The 25,451-nt window shown below is 68.2% G+C and carries 20 protein-coding genes and 1 tRNA gene; 13 read left to right on the plus strand and 8 right to left on the minus strand.

The features are described from left to right. Nucleotides 1-372 precede the first annotated feature (372 nt). The 8 genes from dnaN (at nt 373) to OHA17_RS20095 (ending at nt 10,213) form a co-directional block, all read left to right on the plus strand. Nucleotides 373-1,503 (plus strand): DNA polymerase III subunit beta, encoded by a 1,131-nt coding sequence (dnaN, locus tag OHA17_RS20060; protein WP_053724723.1) that lies wholly within the window; start codon nt 373-375, stop codon nt 1,501-1,503. A gap of 132 nt (nt 1,504-1,635) precedes the next feature. Beyond that, nucleotides 1,636-2,511, plus strand: a complete 876-nt coding sequence (gene gnd, locus OHA17_RS20065) for a phosphogluconate dehydrogenase (NAD(+)-dependent, decarboxylating) (RefSeq protein ID WP_053724724.1) — start codon at nt 1,636-1,638, stop codon at nt 2,509-2,511. A 42-nt stretch (nt 2,512-2,553) separates the two neighbouring features. Further along, entirely contained in the window at nt 2,554-3,675 is a 1,122-nt protein-coding gene (gene recF, locus OHA17_RS20070; protein WP_053724725.1) for a DNA replication/repair protein RecF, read from the plus strand. After that, nucleotides 3,672-4,214 (plus strand): DUF721 domain-containing protein, encoded by a 543-nt coding sequence (locus OHA17_RS20075; RefSeq protein WP_406507731.1) that lies wholly within the window; start codon nt 3,672-3,674, stop codon nt 4,212-4,214. Before recF ends, OHA17_RS20075 begins: the two co-directional genes overlap by 4 nt. Before the next feature lie 486 nt (nt 4,215-4,700). Further along, a complete protein-coding gene (gyrB, locus tag OHA17_RS20080; protein WP_398874364.1) occupies nt 4,701-6,764 on the plus strand; it encodes a DNA topoisomerase (ATP-hydrolyzing) subunit B in 2,064 nt (687 codons plus the stop codon). 44 nt (nt 6,765-6,808) lie between these two features. Further along, the gene (gene gyrA, locus OHA17_RS20085) at nt 6,809-9,406 is read left to right on the plus strand and encodes a DNA gyrase subunit A (protein WP_406507732.1); all 2,598 of its coding nucleotides are present in this window, start codon (nt 6,809-6,811) and stop codon (nt 9,404-9,406) included. A 3-nt stretch (nt 9,407-9,409) separates the two neighbouring features. Beyond that, nucleotides 9,410-10,042, plus strand: a complete 633-nt coding sequence (locus tag OHA17_RS20090; protein ID WP_078966185.1) for a DUF3566 domain-containing protein — start codon at nt 9,410-9,412, stop codon at nt 10,040-10,042. Between the two features lie 97 nt (nt 10,043-10,139). Beyond that, nucleotides 10,140-10,213: transfer RNA gene (locus OHA17_RS20095), tRNA-Ile, on the plus strand. Between the two features lie 418 nt (nt 10,214-10,631). On the opposite strand, the gene OHA17_RS20100 is transcribed toward OHA17_RS20095, so the two are convergent. From OHA17_RS20100 to OHA17_RS20115, 4 genes are all read right to left on the minus strand, one after another. Next, nucleotides 10,632-14,639: an AAA family ATPase gene (locus tag OHA17_RS20100; protein WP_406510768.1), complete on the minus strand. Its 4,008-nt coding sequence runs from the start codon at nt 14,637-14,639 to the stop codon at nt 10,632-10,634. A gap of 560 nt (nt 14,640-15,199) precedes the next feature. Next, complete coding sequence (locus tag OHA17_RS20105; protein WP_406507733.1) at nt 15,200-15,790, minus strand: hypothetical protein; 591 nt, start codon at nt 15,788-15,790, stop codon at nt 15,200-15,202. Nucleotides 15,791-15,954: 164 nt separating this feature from the next. Continuing rightward, nucleotides 15,955-16,509 (minus strand): hypothetical protein, encoded by a 555-nt coding sequence (locus OHA17_RS20110; protein WP_406507734.1) that lies wholly within the window; start codon nt 16,507-16,509, stop codon nt 15,955-15,957. Nucleotides 16,510-17,076: 567 nt separating this feature from the next. Beyond that, nucleotides 17,077-18,369, minus strand: coding sequence for an MFS transporter (locus tag OHA17_RS20115; RefSeq protein ID WP_406510769.1), 1,293 nt, complete (start codon nt 18,367-18,369; stop codon nt 17,077-17,079). Between the two features lie 434 nt (nt 18,370-18,803). On the opposite strand from OHA17_RS20115, the gene OHA17_RS20120 reads away from it, so the two are divergent. Then, nucleotides 18,804-19,745, plus strand: coding sequence for a helix-turn-helix domain-containing protein (locus OHA17_RS20120; RefSeq protein WP_406507735.1), 942 nt, complete (start codon nt 18,804-18,806; stop codon nt 19,743-19,745). A 27-nt stretch (nt 19,746-19,772) separates the two neighbouring features. Here OHA17_RS20120 and OHA17_RS20125 read toward each other — a convergent pair whose 3' ends face one another. Next, nucleotides 19,773-20,222 (minus strand): DoxX family protein, encoded by a 450-nt coding sequence (locus OHA17_RS20125; RefSeq protein ID WP_406507736.1) that lies wholly within the window; start codon nt 20,220-20,222, stop codon nt 19,773-19,775. Nucleotides 20,223-20,398: 176 nt separating this feature from the next. On the opposite strand from OHA17_RS20125, the gene OHA17_RS20130 reads away from it, so the two are divergent. Next, nucleotides 20,399-21,622 (plus strand): amidohydrolase family protein, encoded by a 1,224-nt coding sequence (locus OHA17_RS20130; protein ID WP_406507737.1) that lies wholly within the window; start codon nt 20,399-20,401, stop codon nt 21,620-21,622. 126 nt (nt 21,623-21,748) lie between these two features. Continuing rightward, complete coding sequence (locus OHA17_RS20135; protein WP_406507738.1) at nt 21,749-22,693, plus strand: FkbM family methyltransferase; 945 nt, start codon at nt 21,749-21,751, stop codon at nt 22,691-22,693. 119 nt (nt 22,694-22,812) lie between these two features. Here the strand turns inward: OHA17_RS20135 and OHA17_RS20140 are convergent, their stop codons facing one another. Then, nucleotides 22,813-23,055 carry a hypothetical protein gene (locus OHA17_RS20140; protein ID WP_398874383.1) on the minus strand — a complete coding sequence of 81 codons (243 nt, stop codon included), beginning with the start codon at nt 23,053-23,055 and terminating at the stop codon, nt 22,813-22,815. Nucleotides 23,056-23,631: 576 nt separating this feature from the next. Here OHA17_RS20140 and OHA17_RS20145 point away from each other — a divergent pair. Both OHA17_RS20145 and OHA17_RS20150 read left to right on the plus strand, forming a co-directional pair. After that, nucleotides 23,632-24,192 (plus strand): hypothetical protein, encoded by a 561-nt coding sequence (locus OHA17_RS20145; RefSeq protein ID WP_406507739.1) that lies wholly within the window; start codon nt 23,632-23,634, stop codon nt 24,190-24,192. Between the two features lie 159 nt (nt 24,193-24,351). Beyond that, nucleotides 24,352-24,585, plus strand: a complete 234-nt coding sequence (locus OHA17_RS20150) for a hypothetical protein (RefSeq protein WP_406507740.1) — start codon at nt 24,352-24,354, stop codon at nt 24,583-24,585. Between the two features lie 37 nt (nt 24,586-24,622). Here OHA17_RS20150 and OHA17_RS20155 read toward each other — a convergent pair whose 3' ends face one another. After that, a complete protein-coding gene (locus OHA17_RS20155) occupies nt 24,623-24,868 on the minus strand; it encodes a hypothetical protein (protein ID WP_406507741.1) in 246 nt (81 codons plus the stop codon). A gap of 55 nt (nt 24,869-24,923) precedes the next feature. Further along, entirely contained in the window at nt 24,924-25,433 is a 510-nt protein-coding gene (locus OHA17_RS20160) for a hypothetical protein (protein WP_406507742.1), read from the minus strand. Nucleotides 25,434-25,451: the final 18 nt, after the last annotated feature.

A 25,451-nucleotide genomic window follows, 5' to 3' on the forward strand; every position in this document is an offset into this window, starting at 1 on the left:
GGACAGCGTTGGGGAGAAGTACCCCTGTCCTGTGCATTGGATGTGCAGAACTTTCGGGCGTCCACAGAAACCCTGAGTTGTCCACCGGCTCCACCCACAGGGGCGGTGGACAAAAAAGTGGGCTTGACCTGCGCAAACGGGGTTATCCACGGTTTCCACAGGCCCTACTACTACTCCCACTCAGAGTTAGCTAGGAATCCGTTTCGAAGTGGGGCCTGTGCACAACTGGCCGCCGGAGCTCCTGGCGCCGCTCGACGCGACTTGACCCCGACTCGCACCGACTGTCAGCGGCGTACGTCAGACTGGTCCCCGGCGATACAGCCGACGACGAAAGCCAGCAGGGCGAGCCAGCAACAGCAGGAGGCGGTTCCGGTGAAGATCCGGGTGGAGCGCGATGTACTCGCGGAGGCGGTGGCCTGGGTGGCCCGCAGCCTCCCGGCCCGTCCGCCCGCGCCCGTACTCGCGGGCCTTCTTCTGAAGGCGGAGGACGGCGCGCTCAGCTTCTCCAGCTTCGACTACGAGGTCTCGGCGCGGGTCTCGGTCGACGCCGAGGTCGACGAGGACGGCACGGTGCTCGTCTCCGGCCGCCTCCTCGCCGACATCTGCCGCGCCCTGCCCAACCGGCCGGTGGAGATTTCCACAGACGGTGTACGGGCGACCGTGGTCTGCGGCTCCTCGCGATTCACACTCCACACCCTCCCTGTGGAGGAGTACCCGGCGCTGCCGCAGATGCCGACCGCCACGGGCACCGTTCCCGGTGAGGTCTTCGCCTCCGCCGCCGCCCAGGTCGCCATCGCGGCCGGCCGCGACGACACGCTGCCCGTCCTGACCGGTGTACGCATCGAGATCGAGGGCGACACCGTCACCCTGGCCTCCACCGACCGCTACCGCTTCGCGGTCCGCGAGTTCCTGTGGAAGCCGGAGAACCCGGAGGCCTCCGCCGTCGCCCTGGTGCCCGCCAAGACGCTCCTGGACACCGCCAAGGCGCTCACGAGCGGCGACACGGTCACCCTGGCGCTGTCGGGCTCCGGTGCCGGTGAGGGCCTGATCGGTTTCGAGGGCGCCGGCCGTCGCACGACCACACGTCTTCTTGAGGGCGACCTGCCGAAGTACCGGACGCTTTTCCCCACCGAGTTCAACTCGGTCGCGGTGATCGAGACCGCCCCGTTCGTCGAGGCTGTCAAGCGCGTGTCCCTGGTGGCCGAGCGCAACACCCCGGTGCGGCTCAGCTTCGAGCAGGGCGTCCTCATCCTGGAGGCCGGTTCCAGCGACGACGCACAGGCTGTGGAAAGGGTCGACGCCAACCTGGAGGGCGACGACATCTCGATCGCCTTCAACCCGACCTTCCTGCTCGACGGCCTGAGCGCCATCGACTCGCCGGTCGCCCAGCTCGCGTTCACCACCTCGACCAAGCCGGCGCTGCTCAGCGGCAAGCCCGCCCTGGACGCCGAGGCGGACGACGCGTACAAGTACCTGATCATGCCGGTGCGTCTTTCCGGCTGAGTGGCTTGAAGACGTACGCCCCGGGGAGCCCGGGGCGTACGTCTGAGCGGCTGACCCCGCAGGTGTGTACCAAGGCCCCGGCGTAGGCTCGGACGCGGGTACGAAAACGCCACAACGTCAAAGGATCATGTGATGGAGCTCGGTCTCGTCGGCCTCGGCAAGATGGGCGGCAACATGCGCGAGCGCATCCGCCGCGCAGGCCACACCGTCATCGGTTACGACCGCAACCCGGACGTCGCCGATGTCCACAGCCTCAAGGAGCTTGTGGACAGTCTCAAGGGCCCGCGGGTCGTGTGGGTGATGGTCCCGGCGGGCGCCGCGACGCAGTCCACCGTGGATGAGCTCGCCGAGCTCCTGTCGCCCGGCGACATCGTCGTGGACGGCGGCAACTCCCGCTGGACGGACGACGAGAAGCACGCCGTCGAGCTGGGCATCAAGGGCATCGGCTTCGTCGACTGCGGCGTATCCGGCGGCGTCTGGGGCCTTGAGAACGGCTACGCGCTGATGTACGGCGGCGACGCCGAGAACATCGCGAAGGTCCAGCCGATCTTCGACGCGCTGAAGCCCGAGGGCGACTTCGGTGCGGTGCACGCGGGCAAGGTCGGCGCCGGCCACTTCTCGAAGATGGTCCACAACGGCATCGAGTACGCCATGATGCAGGCCTACGCCGAGGGCTGGGAGCTCCTGGAGAAGGTCAACTCGGTCACCGATGTGCGCGAGGTCTTCCGCAGCTGGCAGGAGGGCACGGTCATCCGTTCCTGGCTGCTCGACCTGGCGGTCAACGCGCTCGACGACGACGAGCACCTCGACAAGCTGAAGGGCTTCGCGCAGGACTCCGGCGAGGGCCGGTGGACCGTGGAGGCCGCCATCGACAACGCCGTGCCGCTGCCCGCGATCACCGCCTCGCTGTTCGCGCGCTTCGCATCCCGGCAGGACGACTCCCCGCAGATGAAGATGATCGCCGCGCTGCGCAACCAGTTCGGCGGCCACGCGGTCGAGTCCAAGTAGCTGTAAAGAGCAGTAGGTAAGCCGGGGGAGGTCGGCGACACCATGCACGTCACGCATCTCTCGCTGGCCGACTTCCGCTCGTACGCCCGGGTCGAGGTTCCGCTCGACCCGGGCGTCACCGCTTTCGTGGGGGCGAACGGGCAGGGCAAGACCAACCTCGTCGAGGCCGTGGGCTATCTCGCCTCGCTCGGCAGCCACCGCGTCTCCTCGGACGCGCCGCTGGTGCGCATGGGCGCCGAGCGCGCCGTGATCCGCGCGGCCGTCACCCAGGGCGAGCGCTCCCAGCTGATCGAGCTCGAACTGAACCCGGGCCGCGCCAACCGGGCCCGTATCAACAGGTCCTCGCAGGTCAGACCCCGCGATGTGCTGGGGATCGTACGGACCGTGCTGTTCGCGCCGGAGGATCTGGCGCTGGTCAAGGGCGACCCGGGCGAGCGGCGCCGCTTCCTCGACGAGCTGATCACCGCGCGCTCACCGCGGATGGCGGCCGTACGGTCCGACTACGACCGGGTGCTCAAGCAGCGCAACACCCTCCTGAAGTCCGCCGCGATGGCCCGCAGGCACGGCGGCCGTGGCATGGACCTGTCCACTCTCGACGTGTGGGACCAGCACCTGGCCCAGGCCGGCGCCGAGCTCCTCGCCCAGCGCCTCGATCTGATCGCCGCGCTCCAGCCCCTCGCGGACAAGGCGTACGAGCAACTCGCCCCGGGCGGCGGCCCGTTGACGCTGGAGTACAAGCCGTCGGCGCCCGGCCCAGGACACACCCGCGAGGAGCTGTACGGCCAGCTCATCGCGGCCTTCGCGGACGTCCGCAAGCAGGAGATCGAGCGCGGTGTGACGCTGGCCGGGCCGCACCGCGACGACTTGGTGCTGCGCCTCGGCGAGCTGCCGGCGAAGGGGTACGCGAGCCACGGCGAGTCCTGGTCGTACGCGCTGGCCCTGCGGCTCGCCTCGTACGACCTGCTGCGGGCCGAGGGCAACGAGCCGGTGCTCGTGCTCGACGACGTGTTCGCGGAGCTGGACGCCAAGCGCCGCGAGCGGCTCGCGGAACTGGTGGCTCCGGGCGAGCAGGTCCTGGTGACGGCCGCGGTGGACGACGACGTTCCGGGGATCCTCGCGGGCGTCCGGTACGAGGTCGCGGCGGGCGAGGTGAGGCGGGTATGAGCGAGGAACCCGGACCGGCCGAGCAGCCGAAGGTGCCCGAGGCCTCCGGCATCGACCTGGCGCGGGTCGCGCTGCGCGCGGCCAAGGAGCAGGCCAAGGCGCGGGGCGAGGCCGCGCAGCAGCGGAAACAGGCCCGACGGGGCGGCGGGCTGCGCTCCGGCGCCCGCGCGGACGGGCGCGACCCGATGCCGCTCGGCTCCGCGATCAACCGGCTGATCAGGGAGAGCGGCTGGGAGACGCCGACGGCGGTGGCCGGGGTCCTCGGCCGCTGGCCGGAGATCGTCGGCGAGGAGCTCGCCAACCACACGACGCCCGGCCCGCACGACGCCGAGGAGGGAATCCTCGTCGTGCGGTGCGACTCGACGTCCTGGGCGACCCAGCTGCGGCTGCTCGCGCCCCAGCTGGTGGCACGCATCAACACGGACCTGGGCCACGGCACGGTCCGGCTGATCAAGGTGTACGGCCCGAGCGGGCCGCCGCAGCGCTACGGCAGGCTGCGGGCGCCCGGGAGCACCGGGCCCGGCGACACCTACGGGTGAGCCGCCCCGGCGTGCTCCTTCGGGCGCGCCGGCCTCTTCGCGCCCGCCTCTTTTAGGGGGCGTCGCGCCCGCCTCCATAGGAGGCGGCCGTCCGCACGTTCCGAGTGTCTCCCCCGCCCCTCCCCGGCAACCCCTGTGACGTGCGAAAACGGGGCGCTGGAGGGCTCTGGAACCCGGTGGGGAACATGAGGCGTCCCTCACGGTAGTCGGAGGTTGACAGGCCGAAGCGCTGAAAGCCCGTGTGAGGCTCTTGGGGCCCCTCCCCGAATATGGGGAGTCGGTCGGCGCCCGCTCAGGGCGGCACATGCGGACTCAGGTACCGGCAAACCCCCATTCATGTCGGCGCTACCGGTAGACTGGTCAATAATCCCGCCGTCCTCGCGGGACCCACCGAAAGACGCGGTCGGACGCTTGCCGCCACGGCAACGTCCGACGCTGACCATCGCTGAACGACGCAGCCGCTCCTGCCTGTACAGGGGAAGGCTTGTGCTGTGCCAGAAAGGGCGCTTCGTGGCCGATTCCGGCAACCCCAACGAGAACTCCCCGTCCACTGCCGTCGGCGAGAACGGCGAGGTCACCGCCTCGTACGACGCCAGCGCGATTACCGTCCTCGAAGGTCTGGACGCGGTCCGCAAGCGACCCGGCATGTACATCGGCTCGACCGGTGAGCGGGGTCTGCACCACCTGGTGCAGGAGGTCGTCGACAACTCCGTCGACGAGGCCCTCGCCGGTCACGCGGACACGATCGACGTCACGATCCTGCCGGACGGCGGCGTGCGCGTGGTCGACAACGGGCGAGGCATCCCCGTGGGCATCATCCCCTCCGAGGGGAAGCCCGCCGTCGAGGTCGTACTCACTGTCCTGCACGCGGGCGGCAAGTTCGGCGGCGGCGGTTACGCCGTCTCCGGTGGTCTGCACGGCGTCGGTGTGTCCGTCGTGAACGCGCTGTCCACGAAGGTCGCGGTCGAGGTCAGGACCGATGGCTACCGCTGGACCCAGGACTACAAGCTCGGAGTCCCGACGGCGCCCCTGGCGCAGAACGAGGCCACCGAGGAGACCGGCACGTCGGTCACCTTCTGGGCCGACGGCGACATCTTCGAGACCACCGAGTACTCCTTCGAGACGCTCGCCCGGCGCTTCCAGGAGATGGCCTTCCTCAACAAGGGCCTGACGATCAAGCTGACCGACGAGCGCGAGTCGGCGAAGGCGGTCTCGGGCGCGGACTCCGCGGAGGAGGCCGAGGAGCAGCAGCCCCTCTCGGTGACGTACTTCTACGAGGGCGGCATCGTCGACTTCGTGACGTACCTCAACTCGCGCAAGGGCGAGCTGATCCACCCGACCGTGATCGACATCGAGGCCGAGGACAAGGAGCGACTCCTCTCGGCCGAGATCGCGATGCAGTGGAACTCTCAGTACAGCGAGGGCGTTTACTCCTTTGCGAACACCATCCACACGCATGAGGGGGGTACGCATGAGGAGGGATTCCGCGCCGCGCTCACGGGCCTGGTCAACCGGTACGCCCGTGACAAGAAGCTGCTGCGCGAGAAGGACGACAACCTCTCGGGCGAGGATATCCGCGAGGGTCTGACGGCGATCATCTCCGTCAAGCTGGGCGAGCCGCAGTTCGAGGGCCAGACCAAGACCAAGCTGGGCAACACCGAGGCGAAGACGTTCGTCCAGAAGGTGGTGCACGAGCACCTCACCGACTGGTTCGACCGCAACCCCAACGAGGCCGCGGACATCATCCGCAAGTCCATCCAGGCGCAGACGGCCCGCGTCGCCGCCCGCAAGGCGCGTGACCTGACCCGCCGCAAGGGGCTCCTCGAATCGGCGTCGCTGCCCGGCAAGCTCTCGGACTGCCAGTCCAACGACCCCACCAAGTGCGAGATCTTCATCGTCGAGGGTGACTCCGCCGGTGGTTCGGCGAAGTCCGGCCGCAACCCGATGTACCAGGCGATCCTGCCCATCCGAGGCAAGATCCTGAACGTCGAGAAGGCGCGGATCGACAAGATCCTGCAGAACACCGAGGTCCAGGCGCTGATCTCGGCGTTCGGTACCGGGGTCCACGAGGACTTCGACATCGAGAAGCTCCGCTATCACAAGATCATCCTGATGGCGGACGCCGACGTCGACGGCCAGCACATCAACACCCTGCTGCTGACCTTCCTGTTCCGCTTCATGCGGCCGCTGGTCGAGGCCGGGCACGTGTATCTGTCGCGTCCGCCGCTCTACAAGATCAAGTGGGGCCGGGACGACTTCGAGTACGCGTACTCGGACCGTGAGCGCGACGCGCTCGTGGAGCTCGGCAAGCAGAACGGGAAGCGGATCCGCGAGGACTCGATCCAGCGCTTCAAGGGTCTGGGTGAGATGAACGCCGAGGAGCTGCGCGTCACCACCATGGACGTAGAACACCGGGTGCTCGGCCAGGTCACCCTGGACGACGCGGCCCAGGCCGACGACCTGTTCTCGGTGCTGATGGGTGAGGACGTCGAGGCACGCCGCTCGTTCATCCAGCGCAACGCCAAGGACGTCCGCTTCCTCGACATCTGAGGTCGGTCCTCGCTGACCGCTTCGAAAGGACTTGAGAACCAGCAATGGCCGACGAGAACACTCCCGCGACCACTGAATCCACCGAGGAAGACCCTGTACTGCGCATCGAGCCCGTCGGGCTCGAAACGGAGATGCAGCGCTCCTACCTCGACTACGCGATGTCCGTCATCGTGTCGCGCGCGCTGCCGGACGTGCGGGACGGCCTGAAGCCCGTCCACCGCCGTGTGCTGTACGCGATGTACGACGGCGGCTACCGGCCCGAGAAGGGCTTCTACAAGTGCGCCCGCGTCGTCGGCGACGTCATGGGTACGTACCACCCGCACGGCGACTCCTCGATCTACGACGCGCTCGTCCGCCTCGCCCAGCACTGGTCGATGCGCATGCCGCTGGTGGACTCCAACGGCAACTTCGGCTCCCCCGGCAACGACCCGGCCGCCGCCATGCGGTACACCGAGTGCAAGCTGATGCCGCTGGCCATGGAGATGGTCCGGGACATCGACGAGGAGACCGTCGACTTCCAGGACAACTACGACGGCCGCAACCAGGAGCCGACGGTCCTGCCGGCGCGGTTCCCGAACCTCCTGGTCAACGGCTCGGCCGGCATCGCGGTGGGCATGGCCACCAACATCCCGCCGCACAACCTGCGCGAGGTCGCCGAGGGCGCCCAGTGGTACCTGGCGAACCCGCAGGCCTCCCACGAGGAGCTCCTGGACGCGCTGATCGAGCGCATCAAGGGCCCCGACTTCCCGACCGGCGCGCTGGTCGTGGGCCGCAAGGGCATCGAGGAGGCGTACCGCACCGGCCGTGGCTCCATCACGATGCGGGCGGTCGTCGCGGTCGAGGAGATCCAGAACCGCCAGTGCCTGGTGGTCACGGAACTCCCGTACCAGACCAACCCGGACAACCTCGCGCAGAAGATCGCCGACCTGGTCAAGGACGGCAAGGTCGGCGGCATCGCGGACGTCCGCGACGAGACCTCCTCGCGCACCGGTCAGCGCCTGGTGATCGTCCTGAAGCGGGACGCGGTCGCCAAGGTCGTCCTGAACAACCTGTACAAGCACACCGACCTGCAGACCAACTTCGGCGCCAACATGCTGGCGCTGGTCGACGGCGTGCCGCGCACGCTCTCGATCGACGCGTTCATCCGCCACTGGGTGACGCACCAGATCGAGGTCATCGTCCGGCGTACGAAGTTCCGGCTGCGCAAGGCCGAGGAGCGGGCCCACATCCTGCGTGGCCTGCTCAAGGCGCTCGACGCGATCGACGAGGTCATCGCGCTGATCCGGCGCAGCGACACCGTCGACGTCGCGCGCGAGGGCCTCATGGGCCTGCTCTCCATCGACGAGATCCAGGCCAACGCCATCCTTGAGATGCAGCTGCGCCGGCTCGCCGCCCTGGAGCGCCAGAAGATCGTCGCCGAGCACGACGAGCTCCAGGCGAAGATCAACGAGTACAACGCGATCCTCGCCTCGCCGGAGAAGCAGCGGGCGATCGTCAGCGAGGAACTGGCCGCGATCGTCGACAAGTTCGGCGACGACCGGCGCTCGGCCCTGGTGCCGTTCGACGGCGACATGTCCATCGAGGACCTGATCGCCGAAGAGGACATCGTCGTCACCATCACCAACGGCGGCTACGTCAAGCGCACCAAGACCGAGGACTACCGCTCGCAGAAGCGCGGCGGCAAGGGCGTACGCGGCACCAAGCTGAAGCAGGACGACATCGTCGACCACTTCTTCGTGTCCACCACGCACCACTGGCTGCTGTTCTTCACCAACAAGGGCCGCGTCTACCGGGCCAAGGCGTACGAACTGCCGGACGCCGGACGTGACGCGCGCGGCCAGCACGTCGCCAACCTGCTCGCGTTCCAGCCGGACGAGAAGATCGCCCAGATCCTCGCGATCCGCGACTACGACGCGGCGCCCTATCTGATCCTGGCCACCAAGGCCGGCCTGGTGAAGAAGACGCCTCTGAAGGACTACGACTCGCCCCGTTCGGGTGGTGTCATCGCCATCAATCTGCGGGAGACCGCGGACGGCGGCGACGACGAACTGATCGGCGCGGAGCTCGTGTCGGCCGAGGACGATCTGCTGCTCGTCAGCAAGAAGGCGCAGTCCATCCGCTTCACGGCGACGGACGACGCGCTGCGCCCGATGGGCCGCGCCACGTCCGGCGTCAAGGGGATGAGTTTCCGCGAGGGAGACGAACTGCTCTCGATGAATGTCGTCCGGCCCGGTACGTTCGTCTTCACCGCAACCGATGGCGGGTACGCGAAGCGCACTCCCGTCGACGAGTACCGCGTCCAGGGTCGCGGCGGCCTCGGCATCAAGGCCGCCAAGATCGTGGAGGACCGGGGCTCGCTGGTCGGCGCGCTGGTGGTCGAGGAGAGCGACGAAATCCTCGCCATCACGCTCGGCGGCGGTGTGATTCGCACGCGAGTCAACGAGGTCAGGGAGACGGGCCGTGACACCATGGGCGTCCAACTGATCAACCTGGGCAAGCGCGATGCCGTGGTCGGCATCGCCCGTAACGCCGAGGCGGGCAGCGAGGCCGCAGAGGTCGACGGGGCCGACGACGCCGAGGGCGCTACTGCCGAGTCTGCTGCCGAGGGCGCCCAGCCCTCGGCCGGGGAGCACGAGGAGTAAAGCGTGAGTGGAGCCACGGGCGCCGGAGCGGCCGCTTCCGGAGCGAACGGTGCCCGTGGCTCTGCCGCGGACTCCCAGGGGGTAACGGTGACGGACACCCGGGGGCCTCAGGGCCGCGCGGAGTACGAGAGCGGGGCGCTGCCCGGCGAGCGCGGGAAGCCGGCCGGCGGCCAGCAGCCCTATCACCCGCCGCAGGCCTACCCCGCGCCGCAGCGCGGCGCCGAGGGCGTGCGCCGGCCGCGCACCGGGGCACGTACGGCGCCCCGTACGCGCAAGGCGCGGCTGCGGGTGTCCAAGGCCGACCCCTGGTCGGTGATGAAGGTCAGCTTCCTGCTGTCCATCGCGCTCGGCATCTGCACGGTGATCGCGGCCGCGGTGCTGTGGATGGTCATGGACGCCATGGGCGTGTTCTCCACGGTCGGCGGCACGATCAGCGAGGCCACCGGCTCGAACGAGTCCAACGGCTTCGACCTCCAGTCCTTCCTGTCGCTGCCGCGGGTGCTGCTCTTCACCTCGGTCATCGCGGTGATCGACGTGGTGCTCGCCACGGCGCTGGCGACGCTGGGAGCGTTCATCTACAACCTCTCGGCGGGCTTCGTGGGCGGTATCGAGCTCACGCTGGCCGAGGACGAGTAGCCGCAGTTCACAGCCGCTCGGCTATCGATTTTGGGACTGGCCGTCCCGTGCGCTAATCTTCAGAGGTCAGCGCGCGGGACATCCCGCAAAGCGCGGCGGGGCTATAGCTCAGTTGGTTAGAGCGCATCCCTGATAAGGATGAGGCCACAGGTTCAAATCCTGTTAGCCCCACAGAAGCAGTACCAGTGAAGAGGGCGTCTCCCCAGGTGGGAGGCGCCCTCTTTGCGTTTCCGGCTGCGCGCGGGTGTCGGCTTGCGTCGGTCTGGCCCGGAGATCGTGGGCGCGGCCCCACTTGATCGTCTCCCAGATTTCTCCCACGCCCCCGCCAGCGGGCCCTGTGCGCCTCGGAGGGCCGTCATTGCTCCCTCATGGGTCTGAGTGCCGGACGCGACGGCGAGGATCCCCTCCGCCCGGCTGGATCCTGCCTGGCGTGCTCAGCAACTGAGGGGGACATAGAAATGCCCGACCGCTGGCGACGGGGGATGCACCAGCGGTCGGGCTGTAGGTAACACTAACAACGCTGCTTGTGGGGCGGGAGCTGACTGCTCGTCTGAAATGACGAATTGTGACTGGGATCACGGCTACTTGGTCACGTGTCGCAAGGTGGCGCGTATGAGAGGCGAGGCAGATTCTCGTGCCACTTCTCCGGTGTCAGGACGCCCCGAGTGGTTGAACAGATGCGGCTAATGGCCTCGCTGGCGTCCAAGTTCCACAGCCGGACGGTGTCGCTGCCGCTCGATACCCCGAGCATGTGACTTTTGGGACTGAACGACAGGAAATTCCCCGTCTTGGCGTTGGGGCTCATCGATTGGCCGATCGGCGAGGCTGTGGACGGGTGGGCGATGTCCCAGAGCCGGACCGTGTTGTCGTTGCCGCCGCTTGCCAGGGTGCGGCCGTCCTGGCTGAACGTCAGGGACACGACCGCTTCGGTGTGGCCGATGAGCGGGGAGCCCAACCGGCTTGCCTTGGACGGGTGGGTGATGTTCCAGAGTCGGACGGTGTCGTCGTCGCTGCCGCTGGCCAGAGTCTTCCCGTCGGGGCTGTAGGAGAGCGTGTTGACGGGTCCCAGGTGCCCCGTGAGAGGTGACCCGAGCAGTGCCGCGTGACGCGGGTCGGCCACGTTCCAGAGCCGGATGGTGTCGTCCGCGCTGCCGCTGGCGAGAGTTCGGCCGTCCGGGCTGAAGACGAGGGAGTTGACGTAGCCCTTGTGGCCGGTGAGCGGCGCGCCGAGTGGAAGATGGTGCGACGGGTTGCTCATGTCCCACAGCTGGATGGTGCGGTCGTCGTAGTTGGTTGCCAGCGTCCGCCCGTCCGGGCTGAAGGCCAGCGCAGCGGGGCCCGAGAATCGGGTCCGCAACGCGACGGGCGGCCCGTAGGGGACGGGCCGAGTCGGGTCGGAGACGTTCCACAGCCGTACTGACTGGTTGCCCATCAGCACCGCGAGCGTGTGGCCGTCGGGGGAGAACACCAGCGAACGCGCGTCGCCTTCCCCGGGCGTGAACGGATTGCCCAGCGACACAGGCCGACCCGGAGCATCCACGTTCCACAGCCGAACCCTGTTGTCTCGCGCGGCCGTCGCGAGAACCCGCCCATCCGGGCGGAACGCTCCGACTCGGCCGATCATGTCCGACGTCGGTATCGACCACAGGCGGACCTTACTGTCACCACTTCCCGTTGCGAGGGTTCGGCCATCGGGGCTGAAGGCCAAGGCGTACATCTCGCCACTGCTCCCCGCGAGAGGCTCGCCGACCTGCGACGGGTATGCCGGATCGCTGACGTTCCACAGGCTCGCCGTGCTGTCCGCGCTGCTGGCGCCGAGCACGGTCCCGTCGGGGTTGAAGGCCACCGACCAGATGGGACCGGTGTGGCCGGTGAGCGGCGAACCGATCGCCGCCGGGTGACGTGGGTCGGCCACGTTCCACAGGCGAACGGTGTCGTCCGAGCCCCCGCTGGCGAGAGTGTGGCCGTCGGGGCTGAAGGCCACGGAGTGCACCGTGCTCGTGTGGCCGGTCAGTACCGTGTCGAACTGCACCGGATGATCCGAATTGGTCATGTCCCACAGCCTGATCGACCCGTTGTCGCCACCCGCTGCCAGCGTCCGTCCGTCGGGGCTGAACGCCACGGAGCGTACGGCGGTGGTGTGACCCGTCAGGACGCCACGCTCCCTTGGTTGGCGTGGGTCGGCCACGTTCCACAGGCGAACGATGTGATCTTCAGTGGCGCTGGCCAGAGTGCGTCCGTCTGGGCTGAACGCCAGGAGGTAGATCGTGCCGTCATGACCGGTCAAAGGCGCACCCAGCGGTTTCGGGTGGCTGGGATCCCGTACGTCCCACAGCCGCACCGTGCCGTCGTCCGAAGCGCTGGCGAGGGTGTGGCCGTCCGGGCTGAAGACGGCGCTGCTCACCCAACTCGTGTGGCCGGTGAGAGGTTCGCCCAACTGCTTGGGGCGAGCCGGGTCCGCCACGTCCCACAGCCGAACGGTCCGGTCGTAGCTGGCGGTGGCCAGGATCCGTCCGCTCGGGCTGAAAGAGGTGAGGTAGACGGCGCCAGTGTGGCCAAGGAGCGGCGTGGCCAGGGGCGCGTTGACTATCGAGATCAGCCGGTTTTCCGCGCCCTCGTCGTCCGGCCGCAGGTTGTGTGCCACCAAGGCGAGCTGAGCCGACAGTGACGGGTCCGTGTGCTGGACCCGATCGGCTTCGGCGACGACCTGCTCGAACACGGCATCGTCCCGCTGCTGCCATGCGACCACCGCCGCACCGACAGCCAGCATCGCCAGGACGACAAGAGCCGCAATCGCACCGCGCATGATCCAGACAGTGCGCTTGCGCAGCTTGACCGAAGCGGCCAGGAACTCCACCGCAGCCCGAGTCAGAAAGGTGTCGCCAGCAGACTTTGCCCAGGTACGGGTCTGTTCCAGACGCGACCCCCGGTAGAGCAGGGACGTGTCACGGTTCGATTCCTCCCAGGCCCTGCCGTCCTCCTCCAGCCGCTGGCGCAGCAGGTTGCCGGCCCTGTCCTCGTCGATCCAGTCACGCAGGCGCGGCCAGGCGTGGAGCAGCGCTTCATGGGTGATCTCCACGGTCTCGGCGTCGAGCGTCACCAATCGGGCGCGAACCAGTGCCTCAAGCGATTCCTCCGTCTTGTTGGAGTCCGTTGACTCCTCCGCCAGCTGGCGACGTGTCCCCCTCCTGCGGGTGGCCTGGGTGTCTTCGCCCAGCCTGACCAGCCTGAGGAGGAGCAGCCTCGCGGCTGTGCGTGCTGCCGGGTCGAGGTCCGACCAGGCGCGCTCGGCGGTCGCCGCCACCGCTCCTTGGATTCCGCCCGCCGCGCGGTAGCCGGCCAGCGTCAGCTTTCCTCCCTTCCGCCGTTGCCAGGTGGCGAGCAGGGCGTGGGAGAGGAGTGGCAGCGCACCCGCGTTCTGTGCCCCACGGGGGCCGTCGGTGCTCACCTCCCGGACGATCAGCTCCGTCAGTCCGGGTTCGAGTTCCATGCCCACGGCCTTGGCCGGGCCGATCACTGCTTCACGCAGCTCCGTGGTGGTCAGGGGGCCGAGCACCATGTGCCGGTGCTGCAGCGCATCGGCAAGTTCCGGATAGGCGAGGCATTGCTCGTAGAAGTCGGCGCGTATGCCGAGGACGACAAGCACGGGGGCCGGGCTAACCGAGTCGGCGGGCGTGCAGGCTGCATGCAGCAACTGGATGAATTGGCGCTTGTTCGCCTCGTCGGAGCAGAGGGTGAACGCTTCCTCGAACTGGTCCACGATGATCACTGGAGGGGCGGCAGGAGATGCCTGGCGTTGCCCCCAGGCCGAGACGGCCTGCCGCACCGCATGCCCGAATTGCGGCGTGCTGGGCGCCTCGTCGACTGGTTCCTTCACGGCAGAGACGACGGCTGCGAGCTCAGGGATCCGGTGGGCCAGCTCCCCGACAGGATCGGCTCCTGGTACGAGTTGAAGTACCTCCCGCGCCTGACCGTTTTCGCCGCTCAGAGTGCCGTCCTGCAGTGTGGGCACCAAGCCGGCGTTCAGCAGGGACGATTTTCCTGCCCCTGAGGCGCCCACGAGCATGACCAGGCCGCCCGTCTTCTCCACCGCGCGGAGCTGAGCAACAAGGGCATCCGTGCTCCGCTCTCGGCCGAAGAACCACCGGGCGTCTTGCTGACGGTACGAAGCCAGGCCTCGGTAGGGGCACACGCCACCAGGGACGGCCGGGGCTTCGGCTGGCGGCTGTTCCTTCTCTTCCGCGGATGGCGCGGGGCGGTCGCCGATCGGGTCGGCAACCGCGCGCTCCCACAGGCGCTGCCAGTGAGCCAGGTCGTACAGGCCCGGGGACACAGGGGCGGGCCGCGAGCGCCGCGCTTCGGGTATCAGGATGTGCAGCACCACTGCGAGGGCGCCGAACTGGGCAGGCACGTTCCTGGCCCGTCGCCAGTCGCTGATCCGCTGAGCGGACACCCTCACGGGTCGCCCTCGTTCGTCGACCCGCTGAAGCCGGACGACCCCCTCAGCGACGCGCTTGAGGGGAGGGTCGCCGGCTTCCTGGTACAGCAGCGCGAGACGTTCCGCGAAAGCCGTGCGTGCCCCTGAGCCTGAACTCAAGGTCTCCTCCACCTCTCACTAGCCCCCGCAGCTGGCACAAGCATCCGGACCGGAAAACTCACCCTATAGGGCTGACCTGCGGCTAAGCCGCTGGCGCGGTGTCCGGACCTCCTCGCCCGAAGCCGTACCTGGCAGGATCTCGCCGTAGCAGGGCAGCAACAGGACGTAACCCAGTCAGGCCACCAGCAAGTGCTCGGAGAGGTCAATCATGACGTCGCATGTTCTCGGTCAACTTACGTCGGAGTAACGAGATGGCGGCGACGGTCTCGTCGTGTGGGCTTGAGGATCCTGAGAGGCAGTCCGATGTGGACTGCTGTGGTGTCGACCACGGGTCCGGCCTTTTCTTGATCCGTGCCGCACTGGCTCGGATCGGCGTTGCCCGCGTGGTGCGGTACCGGTCCCAACAGGGGAGGGACCGGTGCCGCAGCATACGGGCGGTATGAGAAGCAGTGGGCGGCCGACGATGACGCCGACCGTGGACGACGTAGAAATAGAAGAGGCTGCTCTCTCAGAGAGCGGCCTCTTCTGCGTTTGCCGGGACGAGACCTCGGTCAGGCGCGTCAGAAGTGCATCATCGCCATCACGTCGGCGCTCCTGGTGCCGGTCGAGACCTCCTGAATCCGCTCCCCCGGGCGTATCCAGTCGGCGGCCTCGGCGGCTGCAACGGCGGCTTTCTCGGCCGCGTCTGCCTCGGCATTCAGGGTCTCGTTCTCGCCCAGGGCCCCCGCCACCGCAGCGGCCCCGGCGGCTTGGGCCGCTTTGACGGCAGCTCGGGAGGCTGCCGCGGAAGCCTCGCTGCCGGCGTCGTGAAGTTGGCCCATCTGGGCGGCTTGAGAGGCTGCCGCAGCGGCGTTCCTCGCGAAGCGGGAGTCGGCCGCAGGATTGGGTTGGCTTTCAGAGAGAGCGGCGAGAGCCTGAGCGGCCACGCGGGCAGCGTGGTTGGCCTTGAAGAGGATCTCGGCCCTTGCAGCCCCGTCCGAGCGCTTCTCGTCGGCGGCAGGCCCTTCGATGTGCTGGAGCACCGCGGCGGCACGTGAGGCAGCGCTCTGAGCGCGTGCCGTGTGGCTTGCCCTGAAGGGGTTCGCCGTCTCCTGATGCTCGGCACCTTCGGCCTGCGTGCCCGGTTCTTGGTCGTGGTTCTGCTCGCTCATTGCCTTCTCCTCGTCGACCAGGACGACAGTGCGCGTGACGCTCTCCGCCGGATGATCACGCCGGAGAGCAAACGATGCCGGGCAGGGTGGCATGGCGGGCACCAACAGACCAGGGATACGCGTCGGCGGATCCGGTATGCGCGGCGATCTGGCCGAGCGTCACGTCATGAGGCGGAGCGAGGAGGCGGAAGCAGGAGATCGCGCTCCGGATGCTGTTCGCCGGTCACGCTGCCGCTGACGCCGAGGTCTGCACGAGCGGCCTCGTGGAACGAGTTGATCGACCGGAAGACGGCACGGTTGCGGTCGCGCCAGTCCTCCAGGCTTCCGGAGGTTTTTCCGTTCGCCTGCCAGTCGACTTGGAGCCCCGCGGCGCTGAGGTCGTGTGCCGCCTCGACTACGTCGTCCCCGCCGAGCAGCATGACCCGTTCGAAGGCTCGCCCCCGCAGACGGCCGGCCTCCTTCATCTCCGCCAGGATCTCGGCGTCAGGCTGCTCGCGTTCGCGGAGACCTTCCTTCGTCTCGTAGAGCTGGACCGCGAGGAATATGCAGGAGCGGACGCTGTCGACGTACCTGTCGTAGGCATCGAGCTTCTTGTCGTCCCAGCGCGTCGTGAGCTGGTACTTCATACGGCTCCGCTCCATGAGGTGGTTCGTGACATGCGTCGTGACCGCACCCAGCAGCACGGCAGCGATCGTCACGAGCTGCTCGCCGGTCCCCACGAAATCCCCCCACCCCGAGGCCTACTCCTAAAGAGGCCTGGACGATCTTAGGAGTGCGGGTCGGCATGGGGTAGGGGCTTGGCTGAAACAGGGGGGGTATCACGGCTCGTCACGGTCGGCGGCGGTCTGGTTGCGGGGCGCGTGACGCTGTGACCGGTGTGACAGCCCCCCACTGTTTCAGCGTCTCTTTGAGGCTTCCGCTCGAACTCTGAGGCCGTCGAGAAGGGGCGATCACGGCGGTCCCCGCCTGGTTGTCCACCCGACAGCGGGCACCCGGCTCGCAGATCTACGTTGCGTACGACGGAGCGGCCACCCGCTACCTCCTACGCAGTGTTGGGTCTGCGAAGGAGAGGCAGGTGGCCGTAGGACCGCCTATCCCGGGCCTGTCTGCAGAAGTCGAGGGTGAAGCCGCGGTTTGGCTGCGGTTGCACTGGTGTCTGCGCAGGCGTGCAGGTGCTTGTACTCCGGCCGTGTCTCCACGCGCCGCGCCGTTGTGCGCTGCCGGGCGCCCCGTCAGCCGAAGAATTGGAGTCGCTATAGGCGGCCGAGTGGAGCCAATTGAGGGGGTCAGCCACGGGGCAGAAGGAGGCGGGAGAGGGCGGTGGTGGCGAGGAGGAGGGCGGCGACCGTGAGGAGACCGATGCGCATGCCCGGGAGGGAGAAGTCTCCGCCGGGGCCGGAGAGCAGACTGCCGAAGAGGGCGACAGCAAGCGCACCGCCGGTCTGGCGGAACGAGTTGAGCAGCCCCGACGCAGTCCCCGCGCGCTCTCCTGGGACGGCGTCCATCAACAGCGCGGTCAGCGCGGGCACCACGAGCGCGCCGCCGATGCTCAGCGGCAGCAGCAGGACGAGCACCAGCCATACCGGAGTTTGAGCAGCCAGCGGCAGCATGGCCAGCATCGCTCCGGTGAAGATCACCTGCCCGGCGACGATCACCGGCCGCCGCCCGATCCGCTCCGCCAGCCGCGGCGAGACCAGGTTGGTCGCCGTTACCACCGCCGACATGGGGATGAACATCAGCCCGGCCGTGATCGCCGACATCCCGCGCAGCTGCTGGTAATACAGCCCGAGCAGGAAGATCCCGCCGTAGAAGGCGGCGTTGACGGCGAAACCGACGACCAGGGGGACGCCCACCCGGCGGTCCGTCAGCATGTCCAGCGGGACCATGGGTCGGCGGTGCCGGGCCTCCACCAGGCAGAAGGCACACCCGGAGGCGACGGCGAGCGCGGTGGCGGCCAGCACGGGTCCGCTGGTCCAGCCCAGGTGGCCGCCCTCGATCACCGCGAAGACCAGCCCGGCGAGGGTCAGTACGGCGGTGAGCTGGCCGCCGCCGTCCACTGCGGCGGGCCGGCGCGCGGAGCGCGGCACCCGGACCAGCAGGCTCAGGATCACCGCGCCCACCGGGAGGTTGAGCAGGAAGACCGCTCGCCAGCCGACCGACTCGGTGAGCAGCCCGCCCAGCAGCGGACCCGCGGCCATCGCCACCGAACCACCGACCGTCCACAGGGCGATGGCGCGGGCACGCGCCCGGGCGTCCTCGTAGGCCTGCCGGATCAGAGCCAGCGAGGCCGGCATCACGACCGCGGCGGCGGCGCCCTGCGCCACACGCGCACCGACCAGCACGCCGATGCCGGGCGCCAGTGCGCAGCCGAGGGAGGCGAGGGTGAACAAGGCCACGCCCCAGGCGTAGGCGCGGCGGGCGCCCGCGCGGTCGGCGAGGGCGCCGGCGGACAGCATCAGGGCTGCGAACATCAGGGTGTACGCGTCAACCACCCACTGCAGTCCGGTCATCCCGCTGCTGAGGGATTCACCTATCGCGGGTAGGGCGATGTTCACGGCCGAGACGTCGATGGTGATCACCGTGAAGCCGAGCAGTGAAGCGACCAGCGCGACGCCGCCGCGACGCGGCACGGTGGGGGCGTCGGCGGGCGGCGCGGCTGGTCGGGTCCGGTGCGACTGTCGTCGCCGGAGCGTGGACGCCGCCGACTGCTGACCGTGCTTGTGGGCAGGCGCCGTGGACGCGGACGTGGAAAGGACAGGGGTGGACCGCATGATGAACACCTCTTTGAACAAAGGGGATTGACTGCCAATCGGCGGGCGGGCGGCTCCAGCCTGCCGGGGCCGCGGTCCTGTGCCTTGCACCCCCTGGGCCCCGGCGGCCGGGCCACCCGCTGCGGGAACAACTCTCCGCCTTCACGTGGCCGTCTGGCAGACCGGTCTGTTCCCGGGGTGCGGCATTCCAGGTCCTGACAGGGCCCCCCACGTTTCCCGGGCGGCCTGCCACAATGGGCCGAATGGCAGCAGCAGACGCACGGGGCTCCGAGCTCGGCAGATATCTGAAGGCCCGCAAGGCACAGGTCCGCCCGGAGGACGTCGGCCTCCCGGTAGGCGCGGGACTGCGTCGTACTCCCGGACTGCGCCGGGAAGAGTTGGCCGCACTGGCCGGAGTGAGCGTCGACTACTACATCCGCCTGGAGCGCGGCCGGGAGACCAACCCCTCCCCCGCCGTAGTGGACGCCCTGGGCCGCGCCTTGAGACTGCGCGGCGACGCTTACGAACGCCTTTATGAACTCGTGGAGTTGGCCTCCGGCCGGATCGGTGAACTGCCCGCCTCCTCCGATCACACCGTCCGCGACTCGGTGCTGCGGATGCTGGACTCTGTACGCCCGCTCCCCGCCTACGTGGTGAGCCGCTACAACCGCATACTGGGCGCGAACCCGCCCGGCCGGCGACTGCTGCCCGGACTCTGGGACTGGCCGCAGGACCAGCGCAACCTGACCCGCTATCTCTTCCTGCACCCGGTCGGCCGGACGCTGTATGAGCCGTGGGAGGAGACGGTCGCGCTCTCTGTGGCGCATCTGCGGGCGGTCGCCGGAGCCGATCCGGACGACCCGGAGCTGACCGCGCTCGTCGGGGAACTGGTACTGAAGTCACCGGAGTTCGCGCGACTCTGGGAGCGGTATGACGTCTGCGAACGAGGCGGCGGGCAGAAGTCCTTCCGGCATCCGAAGGTCGGACCGATGACCCTGACCTACGAGGTCATGCAACTGGCCCGGACGGGCGGCCAGCGCATGGTGGTCTACCAGGCAGCCCCCGGCACCCCGGACGAGACCGCCATGCTCCGCCTGGACTCCGCGGACACCCGACCGGAGTCGGCGCCCTCGGACCATCCGGAGCCGACCGCCGAGCCATGCCTCGCCAACAGGCCTTCCGCGGCCCACGCCTCTGCCAGCTGACCGGCGGAGGCCCGGCGAGCGTCAGGACTACACGAACAGCCCAAGCAGCTCATCAACAGACCAGGCCTGCCACCCCAGCCCGAACAGCAACACGCCTGACATCAGCGCCATCATGAGGTTCTGACCCAGTTCGGCCACGTCGTGGATCATCAGCACGAGATAGATCAGGTTGAGTACGAGCCCGCCCGCGAGGGCGATCGGTGTGAGCACACCGAAGATGAGGCCGAGCCCGAGGGCCAGTTCCGCGTACGCGACGACGTACGCCATCAACCGTGGGCGCGGCTTGACCACCAGGGCGAAGCCCGACTGGACGAGCTGCCAGCGATGCTTCTCGGCAACGCCGGCGGCCCATGCGATGCCACCGCCCCGGAACCAGTCCTCCTTGTCCTTGTGGCGCCAGCTCTCCAGCCACCACAGGCCGAGGCCGATCCGCAGGACGGCGAGCCACTCGGCCCCGCTGAGCCACATCGTTTGCATCAGGTCACCCCTCCAGGCCGCTGAACTGACGGCACGTCAGTTCAGCGGATGCACCTCGATCCCGCAAGAGCCAAGTTCGGTGCTGCCGCTTGCCGTTGGGTCCGTCGCGCCCATACGCTGAATCTGATGGACCGTCAGAAACAATCGCGAACCGGCAGGCAGTAGGGGGCAATCGCGTGGTCAGCAACGAAGCCAGCACCAAGGAACTCCCCCGGGTCATCAGCGTGGACGATCACGTGATCGAGCCCGCGCATCTCTTTGACCGGTGGCTCCCGAGCAAGTACCGGGACCGAGGGCCGAAGCCCTTCACCGCGGGCATCGGCGAGCTGGCGTACGTCGGCGGGAAGTACAAGTTCACGACGGATCCGGAAGGCCAGATCACCGACTGGTGGGAGTACGAGGGCGCGATCTTCCCGTACAAGCGCATCATCGCGGCCGTCGGTTTCTCCCGCGACGAGATGACGCTTGACGGCATTACGCGCGAGCAGATGCGCCGTGGCTGCTGGGACCCCAAGGCCCGCTTGGAGGACATGGACCTCAACCACGTCGAGGCCTCGCTCTGCTTCCCGACCTTCCCCCGCTTCTGCGGGCAGACCTTCGCCGAGGCCAAGGACAAGGAGGTCGGGCTCGCCTGCGTGCGCGCGTACAACGACTGGATGGTGGAGGAGTGGTGCGGCGACAGCGGGGGCCGGCTCATCCCGCTGTGCCTCATCCCGTTGTGGGACATCGATCTTGCTGTCGCGGAGATCAAGCGCAACGCTGCTCGCGGGGTCCGTGCGGTGACCTTCTCCGAGATCCCGACGTACCTCGGCCTCCCGTCGATCCACTCCGGCTACTGGGATCCGTTCTTCGCGGCCTGCGAGGAGACGGGGACCGTGGTGAATATGCACATCGGCTCGTCGTCGCAGATGCCAGCGGCATCACCCGACGCGCCCCCGGCGGTTCAAGCGGCGCTCAGCTTCAACAACGCCATGGCGTCGATGATGGACTTCCTCTTCTCTGGAGTCCTGGTGAAGTTCCCGCGCCTGAAGCTGGCCTACAGCGAGGGGCAGATGGGGTGGATTCCGTATGCCTTGGAACGTGCCGACGACGTATGGGAAGAGCACCGGGCTTGGGGCGGCGTGAAAGATCTGATCCCGGAACCGCCGTCCTCCTACTACTACCGGCAGATTTTCTGCTGCTTCTTCCGCGATAGGCACGGCATTGAGGCCATCGAGACCGTGGGCGTGAACAATGCGACCTTTGAGACGGACTACCCGCATGTCGACTCGACCTGGCCGCACACGAAGCAGGTGGCGGCCGAGCACATGGCCGGACTTCCTGATGATGTGGCGTACAAATTGCTGAGGGGGAACGCCATCAGAATGTTGGGTCTCCCTCTCGATCAAGGTCGGGTTTGATCCGAGGTACAGCCAGGGACATTTCTCGCACAGCGGGCCGGAGCTCAGGCGGCCTCTATGCCGTGAGGCGTGTCCGCTGTCTATGCCGGGGGTTACCGTGACTCGGGATCCACGGAAGGCGACCACATGGCTACCCCGCTCGCAGATGTTCTGGTCACCCTCGGCCGCAGGTACGTTCGTGATGCTCCAGGCATCATCGGCAAGGCAGAGTTGGCCGAGCGGTTTCTGAACTCGTACCTCCGGGATCATCCCCGGCAGCGTGTCGTCCAGGACCGATCGGGCGCCCGATTCGCCGTCGACACCACCGATCTGATTCAGCGCTTCCTGTACCTCTTCGGGGCATGGGAGCCGCACATGACCGGCTGGCTTCAGAGCCGGCTGCGCCCCGGCGACGTGTTCGTGGACGTCGGCGCCAACATCGGGGTGTTCGCCATTCTTGGCTCCCGCCTCGTGGGCAGTGCAGGGCGGGTGGTGGCGATCGAGGCATCGCCTACGTTCCACCGCAGGGTCCTGCAGCACGCGGCGCTCAATCAGTGCGACAACATCCGCGCGGTGAACACCGCTGTGTCGGACGAGCACAAGACGCTGACGTTCGTGCTCGCCAGCTCACGAAATATGGGCGCCAACTCGATCGTCCCGTACAACGGTCCGGCGGAGTCCACGTTCGACATGGAGGCTTCCCCTTTGCCGGAGCTCCTGCAGTCGGACGAGGTGGCCAGAGCGCGCGTGATCAAGATTGACGTGGAGGGGGCGGAGGGCGGAGTCGTCCGCGGCCTCGCTCCTCTCCTTGATCAGCTTCGACCGGATGCGGAGATCGCCGTGGAGGTGACCCCGGGTCGAATGGCACAACTCGGCGACTCAGCCGAGGAGTTGTTGGAGACCATGCAGAAGCACGGGTTTCACACCTACCGGCTGCCCACCGACTACTCGCCGGCGAGCTACCCGCGAGCGATGCGGCACCCCGTGGCGCCGGCCCGCTGGCGGGGGCCGATCGAAGGGGAGACAGAGCTCGTTTTCTCCCGCATCGACGCCGAGGAACTGACTGCCCTCCCAGGATCACCGCAAGCTTGAGGCTGGCTGTTCCCGGCAGCGGACCCGCTCACGGATCGGACTTCCTTGTGTGGGGGCGTGACCCGCCGAGCGGGCGCCGCCCTGACCGGTGCCTCTTGTTGGTCGGCCAGGGGCAGCGCTCACGAAGCATTCGCTTTCTCGGCTTGCTCGTACGCGCGGGCCTGGCGGCGGAGCTCGACATGGGCCGCAGGCAGTCGGCCTGATGCCGTCCCCCAGTACGGATGGCGGGCGATACGGGAGGAGAGCAGCTGTAGGCGGCGCCGGAGCACTGTCCTGAAGGGGCTGTGGGCGAGGGCTTCGTAGGTGTGGTTCCAGTCGCGCTGAGCCTGGACCAAGTCGCGGGGGAAGGGTGTCTGCGCCATTCCGAAATTCAAGCACGTGTTCGATTAGTGGCGCATCTTCTGTGCTTCAGACACGCGAGCCTGTGTGACTGAGCGTTGGGGTTGGCGGATGAGCGCTTGAGTTGGCGGGGCTGTGCGTCGGAGGTGGCGACTGGAGTCCCTCGCGCTCCTGAGCGGGGAAAACCATTCCAGCGGCTGCCGGACGTCTCCCAGTGGGCCTGCTCCTGGGCGTCAGCGGGGTCTCGACACAACGACGAGCTTCGCCCGACGTGGTGGTGCCGTGTCGGCAATGGTTCTGTCCACCGCCCAACAGCCGCCTCGCGCTCGGCGTTGGGGCCGATCTTCGCGCGCATGGTGGTTGCCCCAGGCGCACCCGCGGGGCGCATCGACCATGCCCTTACCGCCACGGGCTGACCTGGCGAAAGGACGGATCCAGGACGGCCGCAGGACGCAGATCGGTAGCTTCACCACACCGCGAGCGCCTGCGGGGGCCAGACGGTGCCGCACAGCTCCCCGCTGCCAGGACTACGGCTCCGGGGCCGACCCCAAGGGGTGGGACATGCCAGAAATAATCGGAGGGCAAGGGGTGCAACAGGGATGAAGCGGATCAGAAAGCTCGCCACGGTCCTGGCCGTAGGCGTAACAGCGCTTGCCTTCAGCACGCAAACTGCCAGCGCCAGCATCAATATCCCGAGCACAACCGTGAGGAACGGCGCCAGCGGTGACTGCGTCATTGAACGCAGCACTTCGTCGGCCGGCATAACAAACAACGCCTGCGGCTATGGCGGCACGTACTTCCGGATCATCAGCACCGCCCCCGACGCCGGGGGCCACGCCTACGTGCAGATCCAGACCACCCAAGACGACCCGTCCGGTCCCGGCTACTGCCTGTACGCCGTTGGACCGGACACCGGTCCTTCCGGTGCCTCTGCCGGTTCCTCCGACGTGGAATTGATCCCCTGCTCCTGGAACGACCCCCGTGCGCTGTGGGCTGTGTCCAGGGCCGGAGCCACCATCAACGGCTACACCCCCGAGACGTTCTTCACCTTCGGCGGGCGCGTCTGTCTGGACGGCGGTTTCGGGACGCTATACGCCTATCGCGAGGAGGGCTGCAACGGCGGCAACTCCTGGCAGGTGTGGAACGTGTACACCGGCTGAACCACGACGAAGCCCGATGCCGCGAGGCATCTCGGAGTCCCGCCCGGTACGTACGCCAGAACGAGCTCCGCGATCCGGAGCCGGCTCAAGGTAGCCGGCAGTGCTGCCGCCTACCAGCGCGCGCTGCGACAGATCGCGGCGGGTGAGGGAGCGTGCTCCTTGGCGGAATTGGTCGACCGGCTCGACCGGCTCGACCGGCTCGACCGGCTCGACCGGCTCGGCATCGAGGTGGGCACTTCAGTTGACGAACGCCGCCAACTGAAGTGCCCAGTCACACCCGTTGTGACTGAGGTGGCACTCTTGATCGCGATGGTTGACGCAGGGGCTGGTCGCGCCGGCTTCGGGGCGTGTGGGTTTGCGAAACTATTTGAACGCGAGTTCGCCGGTATTTAGCCTGGTCAGCGTCTCATTCTCTGTCGTCGGTCCGGTGTCAGCCGGAAGGCGGCTGGTGGAAGACGGTGCCCTCTGCCTTGGCCCGCTCCAGCAAGTCGTAGAGCACCGCCTCGACCGCGGCCTCGGAGACCAGCAGCCAATAGGCGTCTGAGCCGGGCTCCAGCCCGGCGGCACGGTGTCGCACGTCGTCGCGGATCGCGGGCATCACCCTGTGTTCGTCGGCTCGGCCGAAGCACCAAAGGAGGGTTTTGGCGTCCGGTGCCCAGTGCTCAGCGTCGCTCACGGCAGCCACCGTAGCGGCCCGACCGCGGGCGTGGGAGCGGCCTGTTGCGGGCCGGTCACCTCTGCACGTAGACGTAATTCCCTTGCTGGCGCCCCACGGTGCCAAGGGCCGGGGAGACGATCTGGAAGGTCACCGAGCCGACGTACGTGCCTGCCGCCGTGATCTTCTTGGGATCGTCCGGCACCGGCGTGTAGTACGTCACCTGCTGACCGTTGGTCGGCACGGTCTGGGTCTGGTCGGAGGTCGCGGCAGTGCCGGGCGGTCCCTGTGCAGGGTGGCCGGGCGAACCGCCGCCAACGTAGCCGAGTGTGCCCCACACCCGGAGGCTGACAGTGGGAACGTTGCCGTCAGTGCGGCAGCTCATCCGGGCCTTGACGATGACGCTGCCCGCGCCGTTGGAGAAGTGCGGGTTGTCGATCTGGGCGGTGCACACGGCGACGTCGTTGGCCGAGGCGGGCCGGAGGGGCCCCGGGGAGGCCGAGGCGGCGGAGGCTGTCGACAGGGCCAGCAGGGTGGCGGCCGTGAGGATGACACGACGCCGGGCAGTGGCGGAGGCGATGGGCACTGAATCTCCCCTCACGCG

This window comes from Streptomyces sp. NBC_00212 (assembly GCF_045206365.1).
Taxonomy (GTDB): domain Bacteria; phylum Actinomycetota; class Actinomycetes; order Streptomycetales; family Streptomycetaceae; genus Streptomyces.

Excerpts from the sequence above, each read along its gene's own strand:
- gnd (WP_053724724.1), top strand. The coding sequence starts at position 1,636 with ATGGAGCTCGGTCTCGTCGGCCTCGGCAAGATGGGCGGCAACATGCGC.
- recF (WP_053724725.1), top strand. The coding sequence starts at position 2,554 with ATGCACGTCACGCATCTCTCGCTGGCCGACTTCCGCTCGTACGCCCGG.
- OHA17_RS20075 (WP_406507731.1), top strand. The coding sequence starts at position 3,672 with ATGAGCGAGGAACCCGGACCGGCCGAGCAGCCGAAGGTGCCCGAGGCC.
- gyrA (WP_406507732.1), top strand. The coding sequence starts at position 6,809 with ATGGCCGACGAGAACACTCCCGCGACCACTGAATCCACCGAGGAAGAC.
- OHA17_RS20105 (WP_406507733.1), bottom strand. The coding sequence starts at position 15,790 with ATGAGCGAGCAGAACCACGACCAAGAACCGGGCACGCAGGCCGAAGGT.
- OHA17_RS20120 (WP_406507735.1), top strand. The coding sequence starts at position 18,804 with ATGGCAGCAGCAGACGCACGGGGCTCCGAGCTCGGCAGATATCTGAAG.
- OHA17_RS20125 (WP_406507736.1), bottom strand. The coding sequence starts at position 20,222 with ATGCAAACGATGTGGCTCAGCGGGGCCGAGTGGCTCGCCGTCCTGCGG.
- OHA17_RS20135 (WP_406507738.1), top strand. The coding sequence starts at position 21,749 with ATGGCTACCCCGCTCGCAGATGTTCTGGTCACCCTCGGCCGCAGGTAC.
- OHA17_RS20140 (WP_398874383.1), bottom strand. The coding sequence starts at position 23,055 with ATGGCGCAGACACCCTTCCCCCGCGACTTGGTCCAGGCTCAGCGCGAC.
- OHA17_RS20145 (WP_406507739.1), top strand. The coding sequence starts at position 23,632 with ATGAAGCGGATCAGAAAGCTCGCCACGGTCCTGGCCGTAGGCGTAACA.